Below are 26,701 nucleotides of genomic sequence, written 5' to 3'. Positions count from 1 at the left end.
AGCCTGCTCCCACCCAATCGGCTAGAGCGCATCCATCATCGCTTTCTTCCGGCCTGCGAAGCGGACATCAGGCTCTTTCCGGAAGGAAGAACCATGTCTTCGCGCACCCGCGAACTCTCCGCCCGCTCGAACCTCGAAACTCTCCGCCGGCAGGCCAAACGCTGGCTGAAGGAAATTGAGACCGGCGACGCCGCCGCGCTCGCACGTTTGCGTGCCCAGATCCTGAACCCGGCCAGCCCGCCGAAGCTGCGCGAGGTCCAGCATGCGCTGGCCCGCGAATACGGCGTTGTCAGCTGGGCGGCTCTAAAGCAGGAGCTCTCCACCCGCGAGATCGCTGCGCGCGGGCGGGCCGCGATCGTCGCGCTTTTTCTGGAAAAATCGGCGCTGCGCTACGGCGTCAGGCCCGGCACGCAGCAATGGGGTGGCTACGAGGCCGACCGCCCTGCCCGCGGCGCCCTCGCTTTGCGCCTGCTCGAACGCCATCCCGAGATCGCGAGCGACAGCATCCACACTGCCATTGCGGCCCACGACCTCGACGCCGTCGGCGCCTTCCTCGCCAGCGATCCCGCGCTCGCGACCGACCGGAGCGAGTTCGATGGCTGGACGCCGCTGCTCCGCCTCGCCTTCACACGGCTCCCGGACCACGCGTCATCGGCCGATGCGCTGGGGATCGCCGAGCTGCTGATCGCTCATGGCGCGGCCGCCAACGGCTTCTGGAGCGATGGCAGCAACCACTTCACCGCTTTGACCGGTGCCGTCGGTGGCGGCGAGAACGGCCAGCCGGCCCATCCGCAGGCCGAGCCGCTGGCCCGGCTGCTGATCGCCCATGGCGCCGATCCGCTCGACGGGCAGGCGCTCTACAACAGCTCGCTCGGCGCCGACGAGACGCTTTGGCTGGAGCTGTTCTGGGATGAAACGGCGAAGCGCGGTCAGCAGGGGCGCTGGCGCGAGCCGATTCGCGAACTGCCGGCGCCGCCATTGGACTACCTGCTCGGCAACGCCGTACCGCGCCAGCCCCGGCGCGCTGCCTGGCTTCTCGCCCATGGCGCCCGCGCCGACGCCGTCAACGCCCATTCGAAGCAGAGCCTGGTCAGGCAGGCGCTGCTGGACGGGCGCGAGGACCTCGTCGCGCTGCTGCGCGATCATGGCGCCGCACCGTTCGAACTCAGCGAGCGCGAGGCGTTCATCGCCGCCATCGCCCGCGCCGACGCTGCCGAGGCGAGCCGGCTGCTGCAGGCGCATCCGGAATTCCTGCTCGATCCCGGCCCGCTGCAGGTCGCGATCCGCCAGCACCGCCCCGAAATTGCGGCGCTGGCGCTGCGGCTCGGCGTGTCCCCGGATGCCGAAAGCCGTGACGGGGTGCGAGCGCTGCACGAGGCGGCCGGTGCCGATGCAGCGGCGATCGTCACGCTGCTGACCGAGGCCGGCGCCGAAATCGACCCGGTGGAGCGCCGCTATGGCGCGACCCCGCTCGGCTGGGCCCAGCACCAGGGAGCGCAGGCCGCGCAGGCACTTCTCGCCGCGCATAGTCGCGACATCGGCGCGCTCTGCCGCGCCGGCGAGAGCGAACGGCTTGAGACGCTGCTCGCCGACGATCCCGCGAGTGCCAATGCACCGACCCGTTCCGGCGAGCCACCGCTGTTCTGCCTGCCCGATGATGATGACGGCGCCGCCGACCTCGCCGAATTCCTGCTGGCGGCCGGCGCCGATCCGCAGGTCCGCAATCGCGCCGGGCTGACACCGGCCGAGGCCGCGCGCCACCGCGGGCTGCTCGACACCGCTAAGCTGCTGGACGCGCCGGCCGGCCACTGAGCGATCCGGCCGGGCCGGCCCTCCGGCCCGGTCACGCCTCGCGACCGCCCGCATCCTGCGGAAGGAAGACAAGGCTCAACGCCCGGCCATACCGATTCATGGTACTTCCGCCGCGCGCCGATCGCGTGCCAACATGGCCGCTGCAGACCTGTCCCGGCCGTCCCTCGACTGGCACGCAAGGACGGGCTGCGGCCGCCGCTCCCTGCCGACAATCCCCGGAACCTGCTCTGAATCGAAACCGACTGACCCGCCGCCACTGCGAAAGGCCATGCTGATGAGCGCAATCCTGGTCGAGACCCGAGGCAATATCGTTCACCTCACGCTGAACCGGCCGCCGGTGAATGCGCTGTCCCTCGTGCTCTGTACCGAGATCGCCGACATCTTCGAGCAGACCAGCGAGCGCACCGACGTGCAATGCGCCATATTGGGCGCTACCGGCGCCCAGGCCTTCTGCGCCGGGCTCGACCTCAACGAGTTCAGGACCCACAAGGCAGAGGATGACGAAGCCCACGCCGCGGTGGTCCGCCGCGTCTTCAGCGCCATCCGCAACTGCGCCATTCCGGTGATCGCCGCCGTCAACGGCCCGGCGCTGGGAGCGGGCTGCGTCATCGCATCGGCCTGCGACATCCGCCTTGCCGCCGAGAACGCCAATTTCGGCCTGCCCGAGATCAATGTCGGCAGCTGTGCCGGGATCACGCATATGGGGCGACACCTGCCGCAGGGCCTGCTGCGGCGCATGGTCTTCACCGGCAAGCCGATCGGCGCCCAGGAGGCCTGGCGGGCTGGCTTCGTCGACAGCGTGTTTCCGCTTTCCGATCTCGGCGACGCCGCCCGCACGCTCGCCGACGTTATCGCCTCGAAGGCGCCGCTCGCCCTGCGCATGGGCAAGGAAGCGCTCAACCGCGTCGAGTTCCTGCCGGTCGAGGACGGCTACGCACTGGAGCAGAGCTACAGCCTCCGCCTGCTCCATACCGAGGATGCGCGCGAGGCCACCCAAGCCGCCATCGAGAAGCGCCAGCCTCTCTTCGCGGGGCGTTGAGCGGCGATCGCCCGACTGAGCTGCTCAGGAAAGCCGATCCCAGCGCGTTCGCGTGGGCAATCGTGCGCTCTAGGCCGGCGCCGCCTCGATCAGCACCAGCCGCTTGCCGGCCGCGACCGTCTCGCCGGTCTGGCAAGCGATGTCGGCGACCGTACCGGCGATCCCGGCGGTCAGCGAGGTGAAGAGCTTCATCGATTCGAGCACCACGACGACCTTTCCGGCCTCGACCCGCTCGCCCGCGGCGACCCGGACCTCCGCGACCACGCCCGGCATCGAGGCGTTGACGGCGCCCGATCCCGACGAGGAGCCATTGGCGCCGGCCGCGATCCGCGTCGCGCTCAGAAGACCGATATCGAAGCCCTCGCCGTCGAGCACCAGCCTGACGCGCCCGTCCGCGACGGCGTGGCTGCCGCGCAGCAGCCTGCCCTCGCACGTAACCTCGAAGCTCTCGTCGCCGCTGCGCAGCACGAGTTCGATCTCTGCTTCCCCATCGCGGACCGCACGCACGCCGTCCGGCAGAGCCCGCACCTCGAGCCGGGTCGTCGTGCCTTCCTCGCTCGCGACGACATGGCTCGCGGCAAGACCACCGGCCGGCGCCAGCACGCGGAAACCGGACAGCCCGGCCCAGGCATCGCCGCCGGGTCGCGCCGCCTCCTGCCGCGCGAGCCAGAGCAGGGCCGCGGCAGCGCGCGCCAGACGCAGTCTCGGCCGCCGCGCCGCCCAGCCATCCGGGAAGGCTTCCTCGATGAAGCGCGTCGTCGCCCGTCCTTCGGCGAACAGCGGATGCTCGACCGCGTCGGCCAGGAAGGGCAGCGTCGTCGCCGGGCCGAGAATGGCGAAGTCGCGCAGGCCGGCCGCCAGCCGGGCGCAGGCCTCGGCCCGGTCGGCCCCGGCGGCGATCGCCTTGGCGAGCAGCGAATCGTAGAACAGCGTCACCTCTGAGCCGGCCCGCACGCCGCTGTCGATGCGGATCGCGCCGGGCTCGCGATAGCCTTCGATCCGGCCGGCATCGGGACGAAAACCCTGATCGGCCCGTTCGGCGGTGATGCGCGCCTCGATCGCATGGCCGCTCTCGCGGATCTCATGCTGCAGTGCGGGCAGCCGTTCGCCCGCGGCGATCCTGATCTGCCATTCGACGAGGTCGTAGCCGGTGATCGCCTCGGTCACCGGGTGCTCGACCTGGAGCCTCGTGTTCATTTCGAGGAACCAGGGCTCGTCGAAGCCCTCCTCGAGGATGAACTCGACGGTGCCGAGATTGTCGTAGCCGATGGTCCGGGCGAGCGCGACGCCGCGCTCGAGCAGCTTGGCCCGGATCGCCGGGGCGAGATTGGGCGCCGGCGCCTCCTCCAACACCTTCTGGTTGTTGCGCTGGACCGAGCAGTCGCGCTCGAACAGGTGCACGATATTGCCGTGCTTGTCGCCGGCGACCTGCACTTCGAGGTGGCGCGGGCGCAGCACCAGCTTCTCGATCAGCAGCGCCGGATCGCCGAACGCCGCCTGCGCCTCGGCGCGAGCCATGTCGAGCGCCGGCACGAGCTCCGTCGCCGAGAACACCCGGCGCATGCCCTTGCCGCCGCCCCCAGCCGAGGCCTTGATCATCACGGGATAGCCGATGCGCGCCGCCGCCTCGGCCAGCGCGGTATTCGACTGGTCCTCGCCCGCATAGCCCGGCACGCTCGGCACCCCGGCCTGTTCGGCGATCAGCTTCGAGCCGATCTTCGGCCCCATGGCGCGGATGCACTCTGCGGATGGACCGACGAAGATGCGCCCGGCCTCCCGGCAAAGCAGCGGGAGGTCGGGCTTCTCGGAAAGAAAGCCGTAGCCGGGATGGATCGCCTCGGCGCCACTGCGCGCGGCCGCTTCCATGATCGCCTCGGCGCGCAGATAGCTGTCGCGCGCCGCAGCCGGGCCGATGCGCACAGCCTCGTCGGCGCAGGCCACATGGAGCGCATCGCGATCGGCATCCGAGTAGACGGCGACGGTGCGGATGCCGAGGCGCCGGCAGGTGCGCATGATCCGCACGGCGATTTCGCCGCGATTGGCGATCAGGAGGGAACCGATCATCGCTGTCACATCCGGTAGACGGGGCGGTGCCCCGGCAGCTCGACCTCGCGCGCGGCGAGCGCGAGGCAGAGCCCGATCACGTCGCGGGTCTGGGCCGGCTCGATGATGCCGTCATCCCAGAGGCGGGCGGTGGCGTAATAGGGCGTGCTCTGCTCCTCGAACTGCGCCCGCGTCGCCCGGTCGACACGCTCGATCTCGCTCTCGTCGGCGGCGCCGCGCGTCAGGCTGGAACGCCTGAGCTCGGTCACCACCGTCGCCGCGACCTCCGGCGACATCGTCGCGATCCGGGCATTGGGCCAGGCGAAGAGGAAGCGCGGCTGGAAGCCCCGGCCGCACATGCCGTAATTGCCGGCGCCATAGGAGCCGCCGATGATCACCGTGTAGCGCGGCACACGGGCGTTCGAGACGGCGTAGACGAGCTTCGCCGAGTGCTTGGCGATGCCGCCGCGCTCGGCCTCGGTACCGACCATGAAGCCGGTGATGTTCTGCAGGAAGAGCAGCGGAATCCGGCGCTGGTCGCAGAGCTCGATGAAATGCGCGCCCTTCAGCGCGCTCTCGGAGAACAACACGCCGTTATTGGCGAGGATGCCGACCGGCTGGCCATGGATATGGGCGAAGCCGGTGACCAAAGTCGCGCCATAGTCCGGCTTGAAGGCCTCGAAGACGCTGCCATCGACCATGCGGGCGATCACCTCGCGCACGTCGAAGGGCTGCTTCAGATCGGTGCCGACGATGCCCTCGATCTCGGCGGGATCGTAGAGCGGGGGGCTTGCCGGGCGCGGCTGCGGACGCGGCGCCAGCGGCCAGTTCAGCGCGCCGACGATGTCGCGCAGCTTGGCGATCGCCTCGAACTCGCTCTCGGCGAGATAGTCGCTGACGCCGGAGACCAGCGTATGCATCTCGGCCCCGCCCAGCGTCTCGCCGTCGACGATCTCGTTGATCGCCGCCTTGACGATCGGCGGCCCGCCGAGATGGATGCGGCCGGTGCCGCGCACCATCACCACCTCGTCGGAGAGCGCCGGGATATAGGCTCCGCCGGCCGTGCAACCGCCGAACACCGCCGAGATCTGCGGCAGGCCGGCGGCCGACATCCGGCATTGCTGCAGGAAGCTGCCGCCGAAATGGTCGCGATCCGGGAAGACGCGGTCCTGCTCGGGCAGGAAGGCGCCGCCGCAATCGACGAGGTAGAGGCAGGGCAGACGGTTCTCGAAGGCGATCTCCTGCGCCCGCAGATGCTTCTTCACCGTCTCGTGGAAGAAGGAGCCGCCCTTCACCGTCGCGTCATTGGCGATGATCATGCAGGGGGTGCCCGAGACCATGCCGATGCCGGTGACGATGCCTGCCGCCGGCACCTCGTTGCCATAGAGCTCCCAGGCCGCGAGCGGCGACAATTCCAGGAAGGGCGAGAACGGGTCGACGAGCAGGTCGATGCGCTCGCGCACCGGGATCTTGCCCCGCTCGCGATGGCGTGCCTGCAGCTTCTCGCCGCCGCCGGCGAGCACGCGGCCGTGCCGCTCGCGCAAGGTCTCGACCAGCGCGGCATAGGCGGCCCGCCTCTCATCCTGCTCGGCCCCGCCGCGCAGCCTGCTCTCGATCACCGGCATTCGCCCGTGCCTCCCGTCATCTGCCGCGCCGGCGCCTTGCCAGCGCGCCGCGGCGTTGCTACCTAACTACCGTTAGGGAGATAGCAAAGGCAAGGGCCATTCCGCGCCGGGCGAACGGAGGATGCCTTGCCAATCCGGGAGGAAATCGATGGGCCGCGTCTATGACGAGTTTTCGCTCGGCCAGCGTTTCGTGACGCCGGGCCGGACGATCACTGAAGGCGATATCGGCGATTTCGCCGGCCTCACCGGCGACTACAACCCCGTCCACACCGATGCCGAGTTTGCGGCGAAGACCGAGTTCAAGACCCGCATCTCCCATGGCCCGATGGGCATCGGCATTGCCTTCGGCCTCGCCTCGCGGCTAGACCTGATCGACGGGACGGTGATCGCGCTGCTCGGCGTCAGCTGGGATTTCGCCGCCCCCGTCCGCCCCGGCGACACCATCCGCGCCGTGATCGAGGTCACCGAGATGCGAGCAGTCAAACACCCGGATCGCGGCCTGATCGCGCTTGCGATCGCGTTGGAGAACCAGCACGGCACCGTGGTCCAGAACGGCACGGCCCGGCTCCTGATGCGCCGTGAGCGGATCGCCGGCACCGCCTGGGGCGAGATTTCGTGAAGCCGGACCCGGCCAGCAATCCGGCGGCCGGCCAGCGCCCGGAAGGCGGCGCGCGCCGCCAGATCCTCGACGCCGCCGCGGCGTTGCTGCGCCAGGGCTACGACGCCACGACCACGCGCGAGATCGCCACCCGGGTCGGGATCAAGGCCGGCAGCATCTATCACCACTTCGCCTCGAAGGACGACATCGTCGGCACCGTCGTCAACGAAGGCGTGCGCGTCGTCCAAGAGGCCGTCACAGCCGCGCTCGAAGCGCTCGGGCCGGAGGCGGAGCCGCGGCAGCGTCTGGAGGCCGCGATCAAGGCGCATCTGCGCTCTTCGCTCGAGCACAGCGACTATACCTCGGCCAGCATCCGCGCCTTCCCCTTCCTGCCCGCCACGGTGCAGGAGGGCTGCCGCGTCGAGCGCCGGCGCTATGAGGAGATCTGGCGCGGGCTGGTGGCGGAGGCCGCCGCGGCTGGGCTCCTCGCCCCGGGGGTCTCACAGGATTCGGTGCGCCTCCTGCTGCTCGGCGCGGTCAACTGGGCCGGCGAATGGTACCGGCCCGAGCGCATGAGCATCGACGAGATCGCCCGCGACTTCGCTGCCAGCATCCTGCGCTGACCCGCCGCCTCTCTACTCTCTACGCCGCCGCCGGCTGTGCCGGGGCGCCAGCCCATTGGGTATGGGCCGGGATCGCCTCGCCCTTCATCACGATGGTGAGGTTGCCGAGCCTGGCATAATCGCCGATGCGGGTGTCGTAGAGCACCGTGGTCAGCGCCGAGATCGCCGTGCCCTGGCCGATCTCGATCCGCCCGATCTTCATCACCCGGTCCTCGAACAAATGAGTCTGCAGGTTCGAGGTCGCGTTGATCGCCGCATGGTCGCCGATCGAAACGCAGTCGAATTCGGTGATGTCGGTGCTGTCGAGGAAGACACCCTTGCCGACCTTGGCGCCAAACAGCCGCATCCCCCAGGGCAGCATCGGAGTGCCGCGCAGCGCGTTGAGCAGCAGCGCCCCGGCGGTGCCCCAGTAGAAGGTCGTCATCGCCTCGGTGCGCAAGGCCCACCACGACCACAGCCCGTGATTGCCGGGGCGGTAGACGCCCATCAGCAGCCATTTCACCAGGAGGACCACGCTCGCCAGGATGATCGAGCAGGCGACGCAGGTCGCGATGAAGATCGGTGCGAACTCGGTCCAGCTCTGCGATTTCTCCAGCGCCGGGAACAGCACGTATTCGGCGGCGAAGGTGCCGAGCGTGATGAACATCATCGTCGGCATCGAGACGCTGAACAGTTCGAACACAGCGCGCAGCACGCGCCGCCAGGCCGGCGGCCGGAAGGTCTTGGCGACATCGGCATCGTCGAAGCGCTGGCGGGCCGGCAGCAGGATCGGCGGGCTGCCGAAGCGGGTCTCGTTCGGCGCCATCGGCTGGTCGGCAGGCGGCTTCGACTTGATGCCGATCAGCGCGCCATCGGGAATCGAGGCGCCGGGCGGCAGCACGGAATCATTGCCGATGAAGACGCGCGAACCGGTGCTGACCTGACCGGAGGTCATCCAGCCGCGGCGGACATCCTCGTCGCCGAGCACCACCTCGTCGGCGACGAAGCACTGGTCGCCGATCGCGATCGTGTCGTAGCGCCCGGCGAAATTGGTGGCGATCTCGGTGTCCTTGCCGATCTTGGCGCCCATCAGCCGGTACCAGACCCGCATGTAGATGGTCGAGAACAGCGAGCTCAGGCTGTCCAGCATGACATCGGAGGCGAGCCCGACTGTCCATTTGCGCACTGCGAAGCCGGAATGGATCGACTTGGTGCCGGCCGGCGCGCTCGGCAGCACGATCCAGCGGATCGCGGTCACCAGCAGCACCGTGCCGAGCATCATCAGCATCGCCGTCGGCCAGGTCAGCACCGGCAGGAACCAGTGATAGTCGACGCCGACCATCTGCTGGAGCACCGTGTCGTAGCGATCGAACAGATAGAAGGCCGGGAAGATCGGCAGCAGGCTGAGGGCCGGCATCGCCAGCACCATCAGCGCGTAATAGACCGTCTGCAGTGCCTGGACCGGGGCGGAGGGCGCCGGCGCATGCTGCGGCCACTTCGCCGGATCGACCGTGCCAACCTTATGGCCGGGCGAGCCGTCCCAGTGCTCGAAGGCTCCGACCCGCATGCCGGGCGAGAGCGCGGTCAGGTCTGCGAGTTCGGCGCCCTCGCCGATGACGGTGTCATGGCCGATGGCGCAGGAGGTTCCGATATAGGCGTCCCGCCCGATCGTCACCGTGCCGATCACCAGCTCGTTGCCGATCACCTCGGCATTGGCGATGCTGAGCTTGCCGCCAAGGGTGACGTCGTCGCCGATCTCGACGAGATCGACCGCGCCGGCCTCGAAGCCGCTGAAGAAGACGCGCTTGCCGACCTTAGCGCCGAGCAGGCGCAGCACGAACGGCCCGAGCGGCGTGCCCTGCATGCGGTTGAGATGGATGAAGGAGGTGAGCTGCCGGGCGAGCCACCAGCGGAAGAAATAGACGCCCCAGAGCGGATAGCGCCCCGGCTTCGTCCGCCACAGCACCAGCCGCTTGCCGACGATGCCGGCGATCAGGATGGCGAGCGTCACCAGCATGTAGACGCCCATCAGCATCAGGATTTCCCGGCCTTCGACCTTCTCGTCGACCGTGATCAGCTCATAGGTCACGAAGATGGTGAGCCAGGGCCCGGTCAGCGCCAGCAAAAGCAGCGGCATGCAGGCGAGCTGCGCCAGCCCGCAGAGCACCCGGCGCAGCAGTGGCGGCGGCGTGAAGCTGAGATCGCGCCGCTTGCGCCCGCCCGCGGCCTGCTCGCGCTCGTCGAGCCGGGCGGCGATCGCCCTCAAGCTGCGCAGGCTGTAAATGTCCTCCAGCGTGATCGCCGGCAGGTCGGGATTGCCGCGCACGGCCGCCAGGAAGGTCGCGGCCAGCAGCGAATGGCCGCCGAGATCGGCAAAGAAGTCTGCGTCGAACCCGACATTCTGGCCCGGGAAGAGCGGCTTGGCCGCCGCCAGCAGCGCGGCCTCGGTCGGCGTCTGCGGTTCCTCCTGCTCCTCGGTCTCGGCCGGAGCGCTGAGCTGTGCGGCCTTCAGCGCCTTGCGGTCGGCCTTGCCCGAGGTCAGGCGCGGCAGCTCGGCCATCTCCTCGAAATGCGATGGCACCATATAGGGCGGCAGCGTCTGCTTCAGCGCACTGCGGATTTGCGCCCGGTCGAGCGCGGCGCCAGCGGCCGGCACGACGAAGGCGACGAGCCGGTCGATGCCGTCATCGCGGCGCAGCACCACCGTCGCCTGCGCGATGCCGGGCAGGTCCGACAGCCGCGCCTCGATTTCGCCGAGCTCGAGCCGGAAGCCGCGCAGCTTGACCTGGTCGTCGATGCGGCCATGGAAGAGGATCTTGCCGTTCTCGGCGACGCTGACCGCATCGCCCGAGCGATAGAGCACCGGGTCGCCCGCCATCGGGTGGAACGGGTTGGCGATGAACTTCTCGGCGGTCAGGTCGGGCCGCCCGAGATAGCCGCGCGCGACGCCCGGCCCGCCGATCAGAAGCTCGCCCTCGACGCCCGGGCCGACCAGCCGCATCTGCTCGTCGACGACATAGCAGGTGTAGTTCGGGATCGGCACGCCGATGGTCACCGCCTCCTCCGGCGTGACCTCGTCGACCGTCGCGACGACGGTCGCCTCGGTCGGCCCGTAGGAGTTGAAGATCTTCCGGCCCGGCCGGCACCAGCGCTGCTTCACCGAGGGCGGGCAGGCCTCGCCGCCGAGGATGATGATGCGCAGGCTCGGCACATCCTGCGGCAGCATGGCGAGCAGCGTCGGCACGGTGTCGAGCACGCTGATCCCGGCCGCGTTCATCAGCTCCGGCAGACGCTCGACCTCGCCGAGCACCTTCTGGGAGGCGACCCAGAGCGTCGCGCTGACGAGATAGGGGACGAATATCTCTTCCAGCGACAGGTCGAAGGCGACCGAGGCGCCCTGGAAGGAGACGTCGTCCTGCGTCATCCCGTAGATCGCGTTGGACGAACGCAGGTAATGGCAGATGTTGCGGTGCTCAATGACAATGCCCTTGGGCTTGCCGGTCGAGCCCGAGGTGTAGATCGCATAGGCCGGGGTTTCGGGCGTGACGCCGTCGGCGCGCAGGTCGAGAGGTACGCCCTCGCCGCCCTCAGCCACCAGTTCGAGGCAGTCCCGCGCCGTCGCCGGCAATTCGCGGTCGAGTTTTCCGGCGGTAACCGCGTCGATCACGATGACCTTCGCCGCGCAATCGCTCAGGCATTCGCCGATGCGTTCGGCCGGCGCGTCGACGTCGAAGGGGATGTAGGCGGCGCCGCTCTTCAGGATGCCGAGCAGGCCGACATGCAGGTCGAGCGAGCGCGACATCCACAGCCCGACGAACTCGCCCGGCTTCACGCCCTGCTTGCGCAGCGCCCGGGCGACCCGGTCGGCCTGCGCATTGAGCTCGGCATAGCTGATGCGACGATCCTCGAAGACGATCGCGGTGCGCTCGGGCGTCCGTGCCGCCGAAGCCTCGAAGATCTCGGAAAGCAGCTCGTCCCGCAGCAGCGACGGATCCACGACACCATGCAGCACACCGGCACGGTCGCCGCTTACGGACATCTCCATCGAACCCCACCCCTCTTTGCGGACGCGCTTGGCCGCTCCGGCCGGGGGCAAGACGGCGCCGCGACGCCCCCGCATCGCACCGTTGATAGGGGTGACGTTGTGTAAATTGCGTTATCGCGCCTCGGAAAAGCGAAACGGACGGCGCAAATACACGAAAGCGGCTGCGACGCGGCTCTAGACGGTGGTGTCGAGCCAGTCGTCGCTCCGGAAGATCAGCCGGGCGAGAAGCCCGTCCAGCGCTGCGCGGTCGGCGGCCGAGGCCAGCGGCTCGAGCATCGGGCGCTCGCGCGCGACGAAATAGGCGACGACCTTCTCGCTCATCGCCTTGCCCTCCGCCGTCAGCGAGAGCAGCTCGATCTTGCGGTTCTGCTCGGCCGGCTCCTTCACGATCATGCCGAGCCGCAGCAGCTTGCCCACCGCGGGGCTGATGCTGTTGCGCGGCCTCCCGGTCATCTCGGCGATCTCGATGCCGCTCAGCGGCGCCATATGCGCCAGGCAGAACAGGATCGCGGCCTCGGCCCGGTTGAAGCCGAGATCGGCCTGCACCCGCGCATAGATCGCCCCCATCAGATAATTGGCCAGGAAGCTGATGCGATAGCCCGTGGTGATCGCATTGCCGGTGAGCATGGCCTTCGCAGAATCTCGCATCGCGCCCTGAATCCGATTGACAGGAATCTATGCCCGCCCTTTTATGTTCCGAACGGAACATAAAAGGGCGGAACGGTTGTGAGACAGCAGGTAGTCAGCGACGGGCCCTATGAAAAGCGCATCGGCTATTGCCGCGCGGTGCGCGTCGGCAACCATGCCGTCGTCGCCGGCACCACAGCCCTCGGCCCGGACGGCGTGATCGGGGCGAACGATGTCGAAATCCAGACCCGGGAAAGCCTGCGCAAGATCGCCGAAGCGCTGACGGCCTGCGGCATGAACGGGCTCCAGAACACGGTCCGCACCCGCATCTTCCTGCGCCATGCCGAAGACTGGGAGAAGGTCGGAAACATCCACGGCGAGTTCTTCGGGCAGATCCAGCCCGTCACGTCCTTTCTCGCCGGGATCACCTTCATCCACCCGGACATCCTGATCGAAATCGAAGCTGACGCAATTCTCGGGGGAGAAGAAGATGGCGTTCACGCGTAGGAGAATGCTGGCCGGGGCAGCCGCGGCCACGACGGTCGCGGCACCGGCCGTGGCGCAGCAATCCGGCGAGGTGCGCTGGCGCCTGGCCTCGAGCTTTCCGAAATCGCTGCCCATCCTGTTCAACGCCGCCGAGAACCTGGCACGCCGGGTCGATCAGCTGACCAAGGGGCGCTTCAAGATCCAGGTCTTCGCGGCCGGCGAGATCGTCGGCGGGCTGCAGGTGCTCGATGCGGTCGGCGCCGGCACCATCGAATGCGGCCACAGCGCGACCTTCTACTACACCGGCAAGGACAAGGCGCTCGCCTTCGACACCGGCCTGCCCTTCGGCCTCAACTCGCGCCAGCACATCGCCTGGATGATGCAGGGCGGCGGCCTCGAACTGCTGCGGCCGCTCTTCGCCCGCTTCGGCATCGTCCAGTTCCCGCTCGGCAACACCGGCTGCCAGATGGGCGGCTGGTTCCGCAAGGAGATCAACGGCGTCGCCGACCTCTCCGGCCTGAAGATGCGCATTCCCGGCATCGGCGGCGAAATCCTGTCGCGCATGGGCGTCGTGCCGCAGACCATCGCCGCCGGCGACATCTATTCCGCGCTGGAGCGCGGTACGATCGACGCGGTCGAATGGGTCGGCCCGGCCGATGACGAGCGCCTCGGCTTCCAGAAAGTCGCGCGCTACTATTACTCGCCGGGCTGGTGGGACTGCGGCCCGCAGATCAGCCTCTATATCAACGACAAGGCCTGGGCGGCGCTGCCCGACGATTTCAAGGCGGCGATCGAGACGGCGAGCGCCGAGTCGACCATGCTGATGCTGGCGCAATACGACACCCAGAACATGGCCGCGCTGCGCCGTCTGGTCGGAGCGGGCGTGCAGCTTCGCTCCTTCCCACGCGACGTCATGGAAGCCGCGTTCAAGGCGGCTGACGCCTATTATCGCGAGGAAGCGGCCCGCAATGCCGAGTTCCGGCGGATCTACGAGCCGTGGACCCGCTTCCGCGACGAGATCCAGCAATGGTTCCGCATCGCCGAACTGAACTACGACGTCTTCGCGCATACGCAGAAGCGATGAGCGAGCTGAAGATCGGCGCCGGCGCCCGGCAGGGAACTGTCGCATCGTGAAGCCGCTCGGCCTGCTCGGCGGCATGAGCTGGGAGAGCACGGCGGTCTATTACCGCCTGCTCAACGAGGGCGCGCGGGCCCGGCTCGGCGGGCTCCACTCCGCCTCGCTCCTGCTGCATTCCTTCGATTTCGCCGAGATCGCTCGCCTGCAGGCGGCCGGCGCCATGGCGGAGCTTGCCGGGCTGATGACGGCTGCCGCACGCGGTCTGGAGCGGGCCGGCGCCGCCGGCCTGCTGATCTGCGCCAACACCATGCACAGCCTCGCCCCGGAGATCGAGGCGGCGGTCGGCATCCCTCTCATCCATCTCGTCGACACGACCGCACGTGCGATCGAGGCCGCGGGATGCAGTCGGCCGGCGCTGCTCGCCACGCGCTACACCATGGAGCAGGAATTCTATCGCCACCGGCTGGCGCGCAGCGGGCTGCTCTCCCCGGTGATTCCTGACGCGCGTGGGCGCCTGGCGATCAACGACATCATCTTCGAGGAGCTTTGCCGCGGCATCGTCCGCCCGCAATCGCGCCTGACCTGCCTGCGTGAGGTCGAACGCATGCGCCCGCAGGCGATCGACAGCGTCATCCTCGGCTGCACCGAACTGACCCTGCTGCTCTCGCAGGGCGATTTCAGTCTGCCGATCTTCGACACGACGAAGCTGCACGTCGCCGCCGCCCTGGATTTCGCTCTTCCCGGCAGAGCCAGGCCGCAGGCCGCCCCAATACGCGCAGGATTCGCATCCACCCGCCCGCGGCCTGGCTACTGAGCCGCGAGAACCTTCCTCGCATCTTCACTTTTTCGGGAACCATCGCGGCCGCTGCCGGTTTTATCGGCAGCGGACGAAATGCCGTTTACCCACAAGGAGATGATGATGCGGAACGTGGTTCTCACGTCGATTTTCTGCGCCTTGCTTTCGACAAGCGCGCTGGCGCAGACGTCGACCACATCGCCGACACCAGCCCCGAATGCGCCGGCCGACGCCAATGCGCCGCTTCCGGGCGCCAACAGCTTCACCGAGGGCCAGGCCAAGAGCCGCCTCGAAGCCAATGGCTACTCGAATGTCGGCGGCCTCAAGAAGGACGACAACGGCGTCTGGAAGGGAACGGCCACCCATTCGGGCGCTCAGGTCAACGTATCGGTCGACTATCGCGGCAACATCACCCGCAACTGATCGACCGTAATCGATATCGGGAGACAACAAGACATGACCCAGACCATCACGCGATCCTACGACAACTATGAATCGGCTCGCATCGTCGTCGAGCAGCTCGAAGCCGCAGGCTTTTCGAGTTCCGAGATCAGCATTGTCGGTCGTCACGAGAAGACGGACGACAGCAATGCCGGAGAAGGCGCCGGCATCGGCGCGACGCTCGGTGGCGCTGCCGGCCTGCTCGCCGGCCTTGGCCTGATCGCGATTCCCGGCATCGGCCCGGTGGTTGCGGCCGGCTGGCTCGCCTCGACGGCAGCCGGCGCTGTGGCCGGCGGCGCCGCCGGCGGCATTGTCGGCGCCCTGACCAGCGCCGGCACCAGCGCTGACGATGCCAATTACTATGCCGAAACCGTGCGCCGCGGCGGCTCGGTGGTCTCGGTGCGGACCAGCGACGATCGCGCGCCGACCGCCGAAGCGATCATGGACGGCGCAACGCCCATCGACCGTGACGAGCGCCTCGCCGAATACCGCCAGAGCGGCTGGAGCCGGTTCGACGAGAGGGCGGAGCCCTATCGCGGCCCGCTGATCTGACCGCTCTCGCGCGGCAACCGATAAGCAAGCCTTACAACCCTGACAGGAGAAATCCGATGGACTGGAACCGCGTCGAAGGAAACTGGAAGCAGCTCAAGGGCAAGGTCAAGGAGCAGTGGGGCAAGCTCACCGATGACGATCTCGACGTGATCGCCGGCAAGCGCGACCAGCTCGAAGGCAAGATCCAGGAGCGCTACGGCATCGAGAAGGACCGTGTGAAGACGGACGTCGATACTTGGTACAACCGCCAGACCTGGTAGCTCTCGCTTGCGAGCCTCGCGCACTGTCCGCGCGGGGCTCGTTGCAACGACCCGCCGCTAACAAGGGCCGGCGGGTCGCTCTTTTGCGCCAGCGTGCCGGCTACTTGCTCCCGCGCCCCGCCCCTTCCTCGTCCGTGCTCATCTGCGTCGATGAGTCGGAGCTGTTCGCTTGTTCCGCTGCCCGGGCCGCGGCGGCGGCCTTGCGGGCGGCGCGCTTGCGCCTGTCCAGGCGGTCGAGGATTCGAGCTAGGCGCAGAGAGGGGCGGCGCGACGACATGGACGTCTCCGATTGCGCGTTTTTGGGACAACGCGTTTCGAAACTGGACGGCATCGGCATAGTCGCCTTGCTCCGCGCAAATCGCGCGCCATCACCAGCGCTTGCCCGGCATCAAACTCCTGCCCAACCTCTGTGCTCGGCTGGCCGGGTTTCGAAACCGGAGAGCAAAATGCGACTGACCTTGGCCATACTCGCCCTGGCGCTTGCCGGATGCAGCGGCGCGCAGCAGCCGCAAGGATCCGCACCCAATCTGACCGTGGGAACGGCGCAGTGCTCGAAGCACTCCTGGGGAACATCGGCCATGGCCGAATGCCTGGATCGCGCCGCGGAGAGCCAGTCGGCGACCGCGACGGAAGCACGCTCGGGGGGCAATGGCTGAGCCCAACCTGCCCTTCGGGAAGGCCGACCCCCTGCCCAAAACCTTGTGCAGCGCAGCAAAAACCCCTATCTTTGGTGTGCCAGAAGCAACCCTCCCCCTAGATTATGAAAGGAGAGAACCATGCTCGAACGGCACGACTCGGACGGCGCACTCGACGCCGAACACGAGAACGACATCGAGACGACCGAACAGGACGACTCGGAAACGTTCTCGCCACGCGCCCATCAGGATGGGTTCTGGAGCTAGTACCGGACGCTTTCAAATGGCAGTGCCAGGCGTTGCCATCTGAAAGCAGTATCCGTCGATCATCGACGCCGGAGGCAGGACTTGAGTACGCAGGGCGACGCTATCGCCCGTCTGCCCTGCCTCGATAATTCCAATTGAGAAGAGGCGGAGGGCTGAATGGTCCTCCGCCACCTGGGAGCAGCGGCTCCTTCGCAAGCCGATAGCCGACAGCACGTCGGTCAGCCGAGCCGCCTCGTGACGACCGTCAGCTCGCCCTCGTCGTTCACTTCGGCCATCACCACATCGCGGGTCGAAAAGCCCTTGGCCTCGATGGCGGACTTTACCGCCGGAGCGGCCTCGATGGCCTTCTGAAGCTGTTGCAGCTCATTCGCCGTGCGGGTCGCCACAACCTGGTTCACCTGCGCGCGCGTCGCCTCGGGAAGCGCGTCGAGCTCCACCACATTGATCGACTTGATCGTCGGCGCGGTCGACGGCGTCTGCGGCGCTGTGGCAGGCGGCGCGCTCGCGGGCGGATCGGCCGGACGGGTCTGGGCATTGGCGGCGCCCGCCAGCAAGAGCGCGGCACCGGCAGCGGCAATCGTGGTCATTCGCATGGAGTTTCCTTCCATCGGTTGCGGATGAGCGCGCGATTGAACACCGGAAATGGGATCTGAGGCTGAACCCAATCGGGTCATTTCGTGACCATGTCGCGGCGGGGGCATGGCGGATAGCGCGAACCATCATCCCTCATCGCATGGCATGCTTGGCCCTTCAGGCACCTGGTACCGCGCCCCTTGCCTGATCGTCCGCCCATCGAAATACTCGACGCGCGACAGCTGCATGGCCGGAAGCGCCGCGCTCGCGGCAGGAAGCTGTGGAACCGAGCGCGCCACGGATTTGCTTGGTTCCGGTCGAGAGATATCTGACGCCACCGCGGCGAGTGCCGGAAACTGGGACGATGCGCCACGTGAGCAGCCTGATCGACCGCATGCGGGTCGAAGCACCTGAAATGAACCGGGCCGAGCGGAATGTCGCCGAGATCATTCTGGCGGACATCGACGGCGCAGCGCGGATCAGCACCCGGGACCTGGCGGCCCAGGCGCATGTCAGCGAGCCGACGGTGGTGCGCTTCGCCCGCCGCATGGGCTGCGACGGCTTCACCGATTTCAAGATCCGCCTGGCCCAGGAATATGCGATCGGCCGGATGTATCTCGCCGCCGAGCGCCAGCAGCCCGCCGACACCGGCAACGAGGTCGCCGAGCACGTCTACAACGCGACCGTGCAGGCGCTGTCGATGGCCTTCGCCCAGCATGATCCGCACGCGATCGAGGCGGCCGTCGACCTGCTCGACAAGGGCCGCCGCGTCTTCTGCTTCGGCGTCGGCGGCAGTTCGGCCAATGTCGCGACCGAGGCCGAGAACCGGCTGTTCCGCCTCGACGTCGCGGCATCCTCGACAGCCGACCCCTATCAGCAGCGCGTCATGGCCGCGACCTGCGGACCCGACGACGTCCTCCTGATCTTCTCGGTCACCGGCAAGCCGCGCTCGCTGCTCGACAGCGCCGAAATCGCCCGCAGCCAGGGCGCCGGGGTCATTGCGGTCACCCACCCGCCGAGCCCGCTCGCCGAACTCGCCAGCGTGCTCGTGCCGCTGCAGGCCTTCGACGAGGAGAAGTTCTTCTACATGCCCAATCGCGGCCGCTACGGGCAGCTCTTCCTGCTCGACTGCATCGCGACCCTGCTCGGCGCCCGCCGCATGAAGGTCGTCTCGAAGAAGCTCTGGCGCGCACGCGCGACGCTCATCGCCCTTCACGGCAGCACCGAGGGGCAGCCGATCGGCGACTGATCTCCTCGAAAGGTAATTTCGCTACATTGACGGACCAGCAGAGCCGGCCGGGACACACGGCGCGGCTTGACGACGCGTGGTCCATCTAAAATTATTCACGAAATCAGCCACTTGGCTATCAAGCGAGTTGGCAAAAGCCGAAACGCCTCCTCCGCGACCGCGGGCGTTTCGCTCCTGTCACGTGACGACGGAAGGCGGCCGACTGTGCAAATCGCGCCAGCTAGATTGACAGTAAATGTAATCTAGCTACATTCCCGGCCGCCGCGCCAAGCGCCAACGACGAGAAGACGAGCCGAGCCATGCAGCCAGCCGACGGAACGATCCTGTCCTTCCAGTTCGACGAGGTCATCGTCCCCGCCAATCCCGGCGTCATCAATTCGGAGACCCTCGCCAAGCCGCTGCACATGCTGCCGGTCGGTGGCAAGGCGAGCTGGAGCGTGCAGTTCGACGAGCTGCCCAAGCTGATCGTCCGGATGAAGCTGAAGAACGGCGTCGTCGGCATCGGCGAATTCTATCGCGACCATGAATGGCCGCGCCTGGAGGCGATCTGCGCCAACCTGATCGGCCAGTCGATCTTCGACCTGCCGCTGCAGGACCTGCCGCTGCCGCTCTGCCGCGAATATGACGGCTTCGAATGCGCGATCTGGGACGCCTATGCCAAGACGCTGGGCGTGCCGATGCACCGCCTGCTCGGCGGCGCCATCCGCGACCGGGTCAATGTCAGCGCCTGGTCGAGCCACCGCACGCAGGACGAGGTCGGCCCCTGGGTGAAGCGCTATTTCCAGCAGGGCTACAAGGTCATCAAGTTCAAATGCGACCTCGAGGACGACGTCGCCGGCTGGTGCGCCCGCATCAAGGAATATGCGCCCGGCATGAAGGTGATCTTCGATCCCAACCAGCGCTGGGAGAACTCGGGCAATGCCCGCCCGATCATCCGTGAGCTGGAGAAGGTCGGCAACGTCCTGCTGCTCGAAGACCCGCTGCCGCGCTGGATGCTGCAGGATTTCGCGGAGCTCCGCCGCTTCTCCTCGATCCCGATCGTGCTGCACGTCTCGCTGCCCTATATCTATCAGGGCCAGCGCGCACATGACGCGATCAACGCCATTGCCCATGGCGCCGTCGACGGCTTCAACTTCAACTGCGGCCTCGCCAAGTTCCAGACGCTCGACCACATAGCCTCGACCGCCGGCGTCTACTGCTGGCACGGCTCGGAGGTCGATCTCGGCATCCTCGAAGCGATGTATGTCCACCAGGCCGCGGCGGCGAAGAGCTGCGTCTGGCCGAGCGACATCTTCGGCCGGATGATCCGCAGCCACGACCTGCTCGCCAAGCCGCTCGCCTTCGAGCCGCCGCATGTGCGCATCCCCGATGACGGGCCGGGGCTCGGCATCGTCCTCGATGAGGCCGCGATCGCCCGCTTCCGCGTCTCCGAACGCACGATCTCCTGAGAGCCGGACCAGAACCATGCGTTGGGAAACCCTCACGACGAACGAAGTCGCCGCGCTCGATCGCGACATCCCGGTCGTCCTGAACGTCGCCGCCATCGAGCAGCACGGCCCCCATCTGCCGCTCGAGACCGACGCCGTCATCGGCGATCATTTCCTGCAGGCGCTGGAAGCCAAGCTGGGGGATCGGGTCCTGATCCTGCCGCAGGTGAAGGTGTGCTGCTCCGAGCACCATATGGATTTCGCCGGCACGCTCAGCGTCCGCCACGAGACCTTCCTGGCCTATGTCGGGGATATCCTCGAAAGCGTCGTGCGCCACGGCTTCCGCAACATCGTGCTGTTCAACAGCCATGGCGGCAACCAGGCGATCGGGCAGGTGCTGCTGGAGACCTTCGGCACGAAGCACCGCGACTGCCGCGTCGCCTTCCTGACCTGGTGGCGTCTTGCCGCCAAGGAACTCGGCACGATCCGCGAGAGCAGCTTCGCCGGGGTCAACCATGCCTGCGAGTTCGAGACCTCGCTGATGCTGCTCGGTGCGCCGAAGAGCGTGCGCACGGCGCTGGTCTCCGGCATGAGCTATGTCGGCACCCATGACTGGGCCAATGCCGACATGATCCTGCCGGCCCGCGGCGCGCTGTTCCGCTCCATGCACGAAATGTCCGGCGGCACCGGGGTCGTCGGCGACCCCTCGCTGGCCACGCGCGAGAAGGGCGAGCAGATCACCGCCGCCGTGGTCGAGCAGCTCGCCCATGTCGTGGAGACCATCCGCCGGCGCTGACGGGAAGCGCCGTTGATTTCAACACCGACTGACAAGAAACCACAGGGAGGAAGCTGAGATGTTGAAGAAATTGGCCCGCATCGGCGCAACCGCGCTCGCCGTCGCGGGATTGGGCGCCGCGGCGCCGGCCCTCGCCCAGCAGAAGGGCGGCGCGCTCAACGTCGCCACGATCGGCGAGCCCAACACGCTCGACCCGATGGTCGCCGCCGGCGACCTTCTGGGCATGATCACCCAGCACTTCTACGAGACGCTCTACACCTTCGACAAGAACTGGGCGCTGACCCCGCTCCTGGCCGAAGCGCTTCCGCAGATCAGCGACGGCGGCAAGGTCTACACCATCCCGTTGCGCCAGGGCGTCACCTTCCACAACGGCAAGGCGATGACCGCGCAGGACGTCGTCGCCTCGCTGAAGCGCTGGACCGAGCTCGCCTCGCGCGGCAAGCTCGTCGCCTCCAACATCGCCTCGATCGAGGCGGAGGGTGACAAGTCGGTCAAGATCACGCTGAAGGCCCCGTTCGCGCCGCTGACCGCGCTGCTCGCCTTCAACAACTCCGCGGCCGTGATCATGCCGGCCGACAAGATGGAGAACCCGATCAAGGACGTGATCGGCACCGGGCCCTACCAGCTCAAGGAGCGCAAGCCCGACCAGTACATCCAGCTTGTCCGCTTCGACGGCTACAAGCAGCGCCAGGGCGAGCCCGACGGCTTCGGCGGCGCCCGCAAGCAGTATCTCGACGAGATCCGCTTCGTGCCGGTTCCCGACGCCAACACCCGTGTCGAGGGCGCGCTCGCCGGCCAGTTCGACTTCGCCGACCTGATCCCGGTCGAAGCTTTCGATCGGCTGAAGGGCCAGGCCAAGACCGAGCCGTTGCTGATGCAGGGCTTCGGCTGGCCGATGTTCATCATGAACAACAAGCAGGGCATGATGACCAACCAGGACATGCGCAAGGCTGTCCAGGCTGCCCTTAATGCCGAGGACATGCTGGCTGCCGCCTTCGGCAAGCCGGAGTTCTACAAGGTCGACGGCGCCATGTACCCGGAAGGCTACACCTGGCGCAGCGATGCCGGCATCAAGGCCTACAACCAGGGCGACGCCGACAAGGCCAAGGCTCTGGCCAAGACCGCGAAGTATGACGGCGCGCCGATCCGGATCCTGACCAGCCGCCAGTACGAGTTCCACTACAAGATGGCGCAGGTCGCGGCCGAGTATCTCAAGGCCGCCGGCCTGAAGGTCGACCTCCAGGTCGTCGACTGGGCGACGTTGGTGCAGCGCCGCGCCGAGCCGGCCCTGTGGGACATCTTCATCACCCACAGCCCGTTCCTGGCCGAGCCCGCCCTGATCGCGCCGCTGCCAGACAGCTATCCCGGCTGGTGGGCGAGCGAGACCAAGAACAAGCTCCTCAACGCGCTCAACGCCGAAGCGGACGAGACGAAGCGCAAGGCGATCTTCGCCGATCTGCAGAAGCTGATCTTCGAAGAGGTGCCCTTCTACAAGGTCGGCGATTTCGCCGCCCTCAGCGCCAAGTCGCCGCGCCTGACCGGCTACACCGCCTCGCCCTGGCCGTACTTCTGGAACGCCTCGCTCAAGCCCTGAGCGATCGTCAGGAAGCCAACTCCACGCACTTCGGGAGCAGCCTCGGGCTGCTCCCGATCAAGCGCGTGTCATCCCGGGCGACCGTAGGGAGACCCGGGATCCATGCCGGAAACTCTTGCGGAAAGGCTCCGGCATGGATCCCGGATCTCCGCTTCGCTCCGTCCGGGATGACCAGAGTTTTTCGAACGCCGATGGGCAGAACACGCCTGCAACGGCGGCTGACCGGCGATGAACGCCGGGAAGCACAGAAGGGAAGATCGGCACGCGATGACGCGATATGTGATGCAGCGCATCCTCGGCATGCTGGCGGTGATGTTCACGGTCGTGACGATCGTCTTCATCATCGTCCGCATCGCCCCCGGCGACCCCGCTGCGGTGATGCTCGGCCCCGATGCGACGGCGGCCGATATCGCCGGCCTGCGCAGCCGGCTCGGGCTCGATCAGTCGCTGCCGACGCAATACGTGCTGTTCCTCGGCCAGCTCCTGCGCGGCGATCTCGGCCAGTCGATCTTCCTCAACATGCCGGTGCTGAGCGCGCTCGCCGAGCGGGCCGAGCCGACTTTCTTCCTCACCCTGTTCTCGATCCTGATCGCCAGCGCCATCGCCCTGCCGGTCGGCATCCTCTCGGCCTATAAGCGCGGCTCGCTCTTCGACCAGCTCGCCACGACCTTCGCCATGTTCGCCGCGAGCATTCCGAGCTTCTGGCTCGGCCTGATCCTGATCCAGGTCTTCGCCGTGCGCTATGGCTGGATGCCGGCCTCCGGCTATGGCGGCCCCGACGCCTCCTTCCTCGAGCGGCTGCGCCATCTCGTCCTGCCGGCGCTCGCCCTCGGCATCGTCTCCTCGGCGCTGATCACCCGCTTCACCCGCGCCTCGATGCTCGACGTGCTCAACGACGACTATGTCCGCACCGCCCGCTCCAAGGGCATGGGCGAGTGGGGCGTGGTGATGAAGCACGCCCTCAAGAACGCGCTGATCCCGGTGCTGACCGTGATCGGCCTCACCGCGGCGCTGCTGATCTCCGGCGCGGTCGTCACCGAGACGGTGTTCAGCCTGCCGGGCATCGGCAATCTCGTCGTCTCGGCCGTGCTGCGCCGCGACTATCCGGTCATCCAGGGCGCGCTGCTCGTCATCGCCGCCCTCTATGTGCTGATCAATTTCCTGATCGACATGCTCTATCTCGCGATCGACCCAAGGGTGCGCTACTGATGGCCGCCCCCTCCTCACCCGCCGCCCGTCCGCGGCTCGCCAGCCTGATCCTGCAGCGCAAGACGCTGGTGATCGGCCTCGTCGTCCTCGCCGTGATCGCTTTGCTCGCGATCCTCGCGCCGCTGATCGCGCCCTATTCGCCGAGCCGGCTTTCGGTGGTGAACCGGCTGAAGCCGCCGAGCGAACGCTGGTTCTTCGGCACGGACGAGTTCGGCCGCGACATCTTCAGCCGCACCATCTATGCCGGCCAGCTCTCGCTGCTGGTCGGCGCGGCGGCGACCGCGCTCGCCGCGATCCTCGGCATCACGCTCGGCCTCGTCGCCGGCTTCTTCCGCCGAGCCGACGGCGTCATCGCCCGCATCATCGACGCGATGATGGCTTTCCCCGACATCCTGCTGGCCATCTCGCTGGTCGCGGCGCTCGGCCCCTCGCTCGCCACGGTCATCGTCGCGCTCGGCATCGTCTACGCGCCGCGCCTCGCCCGCATCGTGCGCGCCTCGACGCTGATCATCCGCGAGCTGCCCTATGTCGAGGCGGCCCGGGCGCTCGGTGTGCCCACCTGGCGGATCATGACCCGCCATGTCCTGCGCAACCTCGTCTCGCCGATCCTGGTCCAGGCCACCTTCATCTTCGCCTATGCGATGCTGGCGGAGGCGAGCCTGTCCTTCCTCGGCGTCGGCGTCAGCCCGGAGATCCCGACCTGGGGCACGATGATCGCCGGCGGGCGCCAGTATATCGGACAGGCCGACTGGATGATGCTCTTCCCCGGCGCGGCGATCGTGCTGAGCGTGCTGTCGCTGCAGCTGGTCGGCGACGGCCTGCGCGATCTGCTCGATCCGCGCCTGCGCAAGGACCTCTGACCATGGCGACCACGGAAATGGCACCCGTCGCCACGCGCGCGGCCGAGGACGATATCCTGCTCAGGGTCGAGGATCTGCAGACCCACTTCCTGATCGGCTCGAATGCGATCAAGTCGGTCGACGGCGTCAGCTTCTCGCTGCGCCGCGGCGAGACGCTCGCCGTGGTCGGCGAGTCCGGCTCCGGCAAGTCGGTGACCAGCCTGTCGATCATGCGGCTGCTTGCCCATCCCGGCAGCATCGTCGGCGGGCGCATCCTCTACCGGCTGCGCAGCGGCGCGGTCGTCGACCTCGCGCAGATGCCTTTGAAGCAGATGCGGGCCATTCGCGGCAGCGAGATCGCGATGATCTTCCAGGAGCCGATGACGAGCCTCAACCCGCTCTTCACCGTCGGCGACCAGATCATGGAAATGATCCTGCTGCACGAGCCCCTGTCGCGGCGTGAGGCGCGCGCGCGGGCCAAGCGCATGCTCGAGCTGGTCGAGATCCCCGCGGCCGAGCGGCGCCTCGCGCAGTATCCGCACGAAATGTCGGGCGGCATGCGCCAGCGCGTGATGATCGCACTCGCTCTGTCCTGCAATCCGGCCCTGCTGATCGCCGACGAGCCGACGACGGCGCTCGACGTCACCATCCAGGCGCAGATCCTCGATCTGCTCCGCCGGCTCCAGGCCGAGATCGGCATGAGCATCCTGTTCATCACTCATAATCTCGGCGTCGTGGCCGAGATCGCCCATGAGGTCGCGGTGATGTATGCCGGGCGCGTCGTAGAGCAGGGTCCGGTCGCCGGCGTCTTCGCAAGGCAGCGCCACCCCTATACGCGCGGCCTGCTCTCCTGCATTCCCGATGCGCGGCGCGACCGCGTTCCCGGCCAGGGGCGCCGCCTGCTCAACGCCATCCCCGGCAGCGTGCCGAGCCCCCTCGCCTTGCCGCCCGGCTGCACCTATGCGCCGCGCTGCCCGCTGGCCGAGGCGCGCTGCACTGAAGCCGTGCCGCCGCTGCTCGACGTCGCGGCCGCCCATCTCACCCGCTGCTGGAGGCACGACGCGCTGTGACGGCTGCAAGCACGCCCGAAACCCTCGGCTCGGAAGCGCCGCTGCTCTCCGTCCGCAATCTCCAGAAGGTCTTCTCGACCCGCGGCGGCGAAGTCCGGGCCGTCTCCGACGTCTCCTTCGAGGTCCGCCGCGGCAGCATCGTCGGGATCGTCGGTGAATCCGGCTCGGGCAAGACCACTGTCGGGCGCTGCATATTGCGCCTGGTCGAGCCCTCCGGCGGCGAGGCCGTGTTCGACGGCACCGACCTGTTCGGCCTGCCGGAGAAGGCGCTGCGCGCCTACCGTCGCCGCCTGCAGATCATCTTCCAGGACCCCTATTCCAGCCTCAACCCGCGCATGCGGGTCGGCGAGATCATCGGCGAAGCCATCGACACCCATGGCCTCGCCAAGGGCAAGGCACGCGAGGCGCGGATCGCCGAGCTGCTCGGGCGGGTCGGTCTCAACGCCGAGCATGCTCGGCGCTACCCGCATGAATTCTCCGGCGGCCAGCGCCAGCGCATCGGCATCGCCCGGGCGCTCGCGGTCGAGCCCGAGCTGATCATCGCCGACGAGCCGGTCTCGGCGCTCGACGTCTCGGTGCAGGCGCAGGTACTCAACCTGATCCAGGAGCTGCAGCGCGAACTCGGCCTGACCATGGTCTTCATCAGCCATGACCTGTCGGTGGTCGAGTATCTCTGCGACGACATCGTCGTGCTCTATCTCGGGCGGATCATGGAGAAGGGCCCGGCGCAGGAGGTCTACGCCAATCCGCGCCACCCCTACACCAAGGTGCTGCTCTCGGCCGCGCCGGTGCCCGATCCGAGCGTCAAGCGCGAGCGCGTGATCCTCAAGGGCGACATCCCGAGCCCGTTGAACCCGCCCTCGGGCTGCGTCTTCCGCACGCGCTGCCCGCACGTGATCGACGCCTGCGCCAGCGCGATCCCTGCGATCGAGGAAGTCGGCTCTGGCCACAGCGTCGCCTGCATCCGCCAGAAGGAGCTCGCCGGTACGGCTTGACCAAGGCTCGGCGGCGAGCAGACCCGCTCGTCGTCCTTGGCGT

25 protein-coding genes are annotated in these 26,701 nt (G+C 67.8%); 20 read left to right on the top strand and 5 right to left on the bottom strand.

Annotated elements, in window-relative coordinates:
* Positions 1-93: 93 nt before the first annotated feature.
* Positions 94-1,812, top strand: coding sequence for an ankyrin repeat domain-containing protein (locus tag AC1REK_RS16485; RefSeq protein ID WP_492269205.1), 1,719 nt, complete (start codon positions 94-96; stop codon positions 1,810-1,812).
* A 268-nt stretch (positions 1,813-2,080) separates the two neighbouring features.
* Complete coding sequence (locus tag AC1REK_RS16480) at positions 2,081-2,851, top strand: enoyl-CoA hydratase-related protein (protein WP_492269206.1); 771 nt, start codon at positions 2,081-2,083, stop codon at positions 2,849-2,851.
* A 69-nt stretch (positions 2,852-2,920) separates the two neighbouring features.
* Here AC1REK_RS16480 and AC1REK_RS16475 read toward each other — a convergent pair whose 3' ends face one another.
* Together AC1REK_RS16475 and AC1REK_RS16470 are read right to left on the bottom strand one after the other, a co-directional pair.
* Positions 2,921-4,915, bottom strand: a complete 1,995-nt coding sequence (locus AC1REK_RS16475) for an acetyl/propionyl/methylcrotonyl-CoA carboxylase subunit alpha (protein WP_492269207.1) — start codon at positions 4,913-4,915, stop codon at positions 2,921-2,923.
* A 5-nt stretch (positions 4,916-4,920) separates the two neighbouring features.
* Entirely contained in the window at positions 4,921-6,519 is a 1,599-nt protein-coding gene (locus AC1REK_RS16470) for an acyl-CoA carboxylase subunit beta (protein ID WP_492269208.1), read from the bottom strand.
* A 148-nt stretch (positions 6,520-6,667) separates the two neighbouring features.
* Here AC1REK_RS16470 and AC1REK_RS16465 point away from each other — a divergent pair, with 148 nt between their 5' ends.
* Positions 6,668-7,138, top strand: a complete 471-nt coding sequence (locus AC1REK_RS16465; RefSeq protein WP_492269209.1) for a MaoC/PaaZ C-terminal domain-containing protein — start codon at positions 6,668-6,670, stop codon at positions 7,136-7,138.
* Positions 7,135-7,740, top strand: a complete 606-nt coding sequence (locus tag AC1REK_RS16460) for a TetR/AcrR family transcriptional regulator (protein WP_492269210.1) — start codon at positions 7,135-7,137, stop codon at positions 7,738-7,740. Before AC1REK_RS16465 ends, AC1REK_RS16460 begins: the two co-directional genes overlap by 4 nt.
* Before the next feature lie 19 nt (positions 7,741-7,759).
* Here the strand turns inward: AC1REK_RS16460 and AC1REK_RS16455 are convergent, their stop codons facing one another.
* Complete coding sequence (locus AC1REK_RS16455; protein WP_492269211.1) at positions 7,760-11,764, bottom strand: Pls/PosA family non-ribosomal peptide synthetase; 4,005 nt, start codon at positions 11,762-11,764, stop codon at positions 7,760-7,762.
* Positions 11,765-11,938: 174 nt separating this feature from the next.
* Positions 11,939-12,412, bottom strand: coding sequence for a MarR family winged helix-turn-helix transcriptional regulator (locus AC1REK_RS16450; protein WP_492269212.1), 474 nt, complete (start codon positions 12,410-12,412; stop codon positions 11,939-11,941).
* A 78-nt stretch (positions 12,413-12,490) separates the two neighbouring features.
* Here AC1REK_RS16450 and AC1REK_RS16445 point away from each other — a divergent pair, with 78 nt between their 5' ends.
* From AC1REK_RS16445 to AC1REK_RS16410, 8 genes are all read left to right on the top strand, one after another.
* Complete coding sequence (locus AC1REK_RS16445; protein WP_492269213.1) at positions 12,491-12,898, top strand: Rid family hydrolase; 408 nt, start codon at positions 12,491-12,493, stop codon at positions 12,896-12,898.
* Positions 12,882-13,961 carry a TRAP transporter substrate-binding protein gene (locus AC1REK_RS16440; RefSeq protein ID WP_316017691.1) on the top strand — a complete coding sequence of 360 codons (1,080 nt, stop codon included), beginning with the start codon at positions 12,882-12,884 and terminating at the stop codon, positions 13,959-13,961. Before AC1REK_RS16445 ends, AC1REK_RS16440 begins: the two co-directional genes overlap by 17 nt.
* 46 nt (positions 13,962-14,007) lie before the next feature.
* On the top strand, positions 14,008-14,769 hold the full coding sequence (locus AC1REK_RS16435) for an aspartate/glutamate racemase family protein (RefSeq protein WP_492269214.1): 762 nt from the start codon (positions 14,008-14,010) through the stop codon (positions 14,767-14,769).
* A gap of 105 nt (positions 14,770-14,874) precedes the next feature.
* Entirely contained in the window at positions 14,875-15,174 is a 300-nt protein-coding gene (locus tag AC1REK_RS16430; protein ID WP_316017693.1) for a PepSY domain-containing protein, read from the top strand.
* 33 nt (positions 15,175-15,207) lie between these two features.
* Positions 15,208-15,744: a general stress protein gene (locus AC1REK_RS16425; protein ID WP_492269215.1), complete on the top strand. Its 537-nt coding sequence runs from the start codon at positions 15,208-15,210 to the stop codon at positions 15,742-15,744.
* A gap of 56 nt (positions 15,745-15,800) precedes the next feature.
* Entirely contained in the window at positions 15,801-16,004 is a 204-nt protein-coding gene (locus AC1REK_RS16420) for a CsbD family protein (protein WP_066476002.1), read from the top strand.
* Between the two features lie 446 nt (positions 16,005-16,450).
* Entirely contained in the window at positions 16,451-16,660 is a 210-nt protein-coding gene (locus AC1REK_RS16415; RefSeq protein ID WP_492269216.1) for a hypothetical protein, read from the top strand.
* 120 nt (positions 16,661-16,780) lie between these two features.
* Positions 16,781-16,906 carry a hypothetical protein gene (locus AC1REK_RS16410; RefSeq protein ID WP_282568049.1) on the top strand — a complete coding sequence of 42 codons (126 nt, stop codon included), beginning with the start codon at positions 16,781-16,783 and terminating at the stop codon, positions 16,904-16,906.
* 218 nt (positions 16,907-17,124) lie between these two features.
* Here AC1REK_RS16410 and AC1REK_RS16405 read toward each other — a convergent pair whose 3' ends face one another.
* The gene (locus AC1REK_RS16405; protein WP_327522648.1) at positions 17,125-17,493 is read right to left on the bottom strand and encodes a hypothetical protein; all 369 of its coding nucleotides are present in this window, start codon (positions 17,491-17,493) and stop codon (positions 17,125-17,127) included.
* A gap of 350 nt (positions 17,494-17,843) precedes the next feature.
* Here AC1REK_RS16405 and AC1REK_RS16400 point away from each other — a divergent pair, with 350 nt between their 5' ends.
* The 8 genes from AC1REK_RS16400 to AC1REK_RS16365 all read left to right on the top strand — a co-directional run bounded on the left by AC1REK_RS16400 (position 17,844) and on the right by AC1REK_RS16365 (position 26,658).
* Positions 17,844-18,728, top strand: coding sequence for a MurR/RpiR family transcriptional regulator (locus tag AC1REK_RS16400; RefSeq protein ID WP_492269217.1), 885 nt, complete (start codon positions 17,844-17,846; stop codon positions 18,726-18,728).
* A 299-nt stretch (positions 18,729-19,027) separates the two neighbouring features.
* Positions 19,028-20,176 (top strand): mandelate racemase/muconate lactonizing enzyme family protein, encoded by a 1,149-nt coding sequence (locus AC1REK_RS16395; protein WP_492269218.1) that lies wholly within the window; start codon positions 19,028-19,030, stop codon positions 20,174-20,176.
* A 16-nt stretch (positions 20,177-20,192) separates the two neighbouring features.
* Positions 20,193-20,951 (top strand): creatininase family protein, encoded by a 759-nt coding sequence (locus AC1REK_RS16390; protein ID WP_327522646.1) that lies wholly within the window; start codon positions 20,193-20,195, stop codon positions 20,949-20,951.
* A 58-nt stretch (positions 20,952-21,009) separates the two neighbouring features.
* Positions 21,010-22,545: an ABC transporter substrate-binding protein gene (locus AC1REK_RS16385; protein ID WP_492269219.1), complete on the top strand. Its 1,536-nt coding sequence runs from the start codon at positions 21,010-21,012 to the stop codon at positions 22,543-22,545.
* A gap of 267 nt (positions 22,546-22,812) precedes the next feature.
* A complete protein-coding gene (locus tag AC1REK_RS16380; protein WP_316017700.1) occupies positions 22,813-23,754 on the top strand; it encodes an ABC transporter permease in 942 nt (313 codons plus the stop codon).
* Positions 23,754-24,614, top strand: a complete 861-nt coding sequence (locus AC1REK_RS16375; protein WP_327522644.1) for an ABC transporter permease — start codon at positions 23,754-23,756, stop codon at positions 24,612-24,614. Before AC1REK_RS16380 ends, AC1REK_RS16375 begins: the two co-directional genes overlap by 1 nt.
* 2 nt (positions 24,615-24,616) lie before the next feature.
* Positions 24,617-25,663, top strand: a complete 1,047-nt coding sequence (locus AC1REK_RS16370) for an ABC transporter ATP-binding protein (protein WP_492269220.1) — start codon at positions 24,617-24,619, stop codon at positions 25,661-25,663.
* Positions 25,660-26,658, top strand: a complete 999-nt coding sequence (locus AC1REK_RS16365; RefSeq protein WP_492269221.1) for an ABC transporter ATP-binding protein — start codon at positions 25,660-25,662, stop codon at positions 26,656-26,658. The genes AC1REK_RS16370 and AC1REK_RS16365 overlap by 4 nt, the downstream gene beginning before the upstream one ends.
* Positions 26,659-26,701: the final 43 nt, after the last annotated feature.

It is taken from the genome of Allobosea sp. GW823-FHT02B03, from assembly GCF_058797755.1.
Note: the sequence above shows the minus strand (reverse complement) of the source record. Positions and strands in the feature narration are given on the sequence as shown.

What these genes read in the sequence shown, in the direction of transcription:
- AC1REK_RS16485 (WP_492269205.1), top strand. Translation starts at nt 94, where the DNA reads ATGTCTTCGCGCACCCGCGAACTCTCCGCCCGCTCGAACCTCGAAACT.
- AC1REK_RS16480 (WP_492269206.1), top strand. Translation starts at nt 2,081, where the DNA reads ATGCTGATGAGCGCAATCCTGGTCGAGACCCGAGGCAATATCGTTCAC.
- AC1REK_RS16475 (WP_492269207.1), bottom strand. Translation starts at nt 4,915, where the DNA reads ATGATCGGTTCCCTCCTGATCGCCAATCGCGGCGAAATCGCCGTGCGG.
- AC1REK_RS16470 (WP_492269208.1), bottom strand. Translation starts at nt 6,519, where the DNA reads ATGCCGGTGATCGAGAGCAGGCTGCGCGGCGGGGCCGAGCAGGATGAG.
- AC1REK_RS16465 (WP_492269209.1), top strand. Translation starts at nt 6,668, where the DNA reads ATGGGCCGCGTCTATGACGAGTTTTCGCTCGGCCAGCGTTTCGTGACG.
- AC1REK_RS16455 (WP_492269211.1), bottom strand. Translation starts at nt 11,764, where the DNA reads ATGGAGATGTCCGTAAGCGGCGACCGTGCCGGTGTGCTGCATGGTGTC.
- AC1REK_RS16450 (WP_492269212.1), bottom strand. Translation starts at nt 12,412, where the DNA reads ATGCGAGATTCTGCGAAGGCCATGCTCACCGGCAATGCGATCACCACG.
- AC1REK_RS16440 (WP_316017691.1), top strand. Translation starts at nt 12,882, where the DNA reads ATGGCGTTCACGCGTAGGAGAATGCTGGCCGGGGCAGCCGCGGCCACG.
- AC1REK_RS16430 (WP_316017693.1), top strand. Translation starts at nt 14,875, where the DNA reads ATGCGGAACGTGGTTCTCACGTCGATTTTCTGCGCCTTGCTTTCGACA.
- AC1REK_RS16425 (WP_492269215.1), top strand. Translation starts at nt 15,208, where the DNA reads ATGACCCAGACCATCACGCGATCCTACGACAACTATGAATCGGCTCGC.
- AC1REK_RS16420 (WP_066476002.1), top strand. Translation starts at nt 15,801, where the DNA reads ATGGACTGGAACCGCGTCGAAGGAAACTGGAAGCAGCTCAAGGGCAAG.
- AC1REK_RS16415 (WP_492269216.1), top strand. Translation starts at nt 16,451, where the DNA reads ATGCGACTGACCTTGGCCATACTCGCCCTGGCGCTTGCCGGATGCAGC.
- AC1REK_RS16410 (WP_282568049.1), top strand. Translation starts at nt 16,781, where the DNA reads ATGCTCGAACGGCACGACTCGGACGGCGCACTCGACGCCGAACACGAG.
- AC1REK_RS16405 (WP_327522648.1), bottom strand. Translation starts at nt 17,493, where the DNA reads ATGACCACGATTGCCGCTGCCGGTGCCGCGCTCTTGCTGGCGGGCGCC.
- AC1REK_RS16400 (WP_492269217.1), top strand. Translation starts at nt 17,844, where the DNA reads ATGCGCCACGTGAGCAGCCTGATCGACCGCATGCGGGTCGAAGCACCT.
- AC1REK_RS16395 (WP_492269218.1), top strand. Translation starts at nt 19,028, where the DNA reads ATGCAGCCAGCCGACGGAACGATCCTGTCCTTCCAGTTCGACGAGGTC.
- AC1REK_RS16390 (WP_327522646.1), top strand. Translation starts at nt 20,193, where the DNA reads ATGCGTTGGGAAACCCTCACGACGAACGAAGTCGCCGCGCTCGATCGC.
- AC1REK_RS16385 (WP_492269219.1), top strand. Translation starts at nt 21,010, where the DNA reads ATGTTGAAGAAATTGGCCCGCATCGGCGCAACCGCGCTCGCCGTCGCG.
- AC1REK_RS16380 (WP_316017700.1), top strand. Translation starts at nt 22,813, where the DNA reads ATGACGCGATATGTGATGCAGCGCATCCTCGGCATGCTGGCGGTGATG.
- AC1REK_RS16375 (WP_327522644.1), top strand. Translation starts at nt 23,754, where the DNA reads ATGGCCGCCCCCTCCTCACCCGCCGCCCGTCCGCGGCTCGCCAGCCTG.
- AC1REK_RS16370 (WP_492269220.1), top strand. Translation starts at nt 24,617, where the DNA reads ATGGCGACCACGGAAATGGCACCCGTCGCCACGCGCGCGGCCGAGGAC.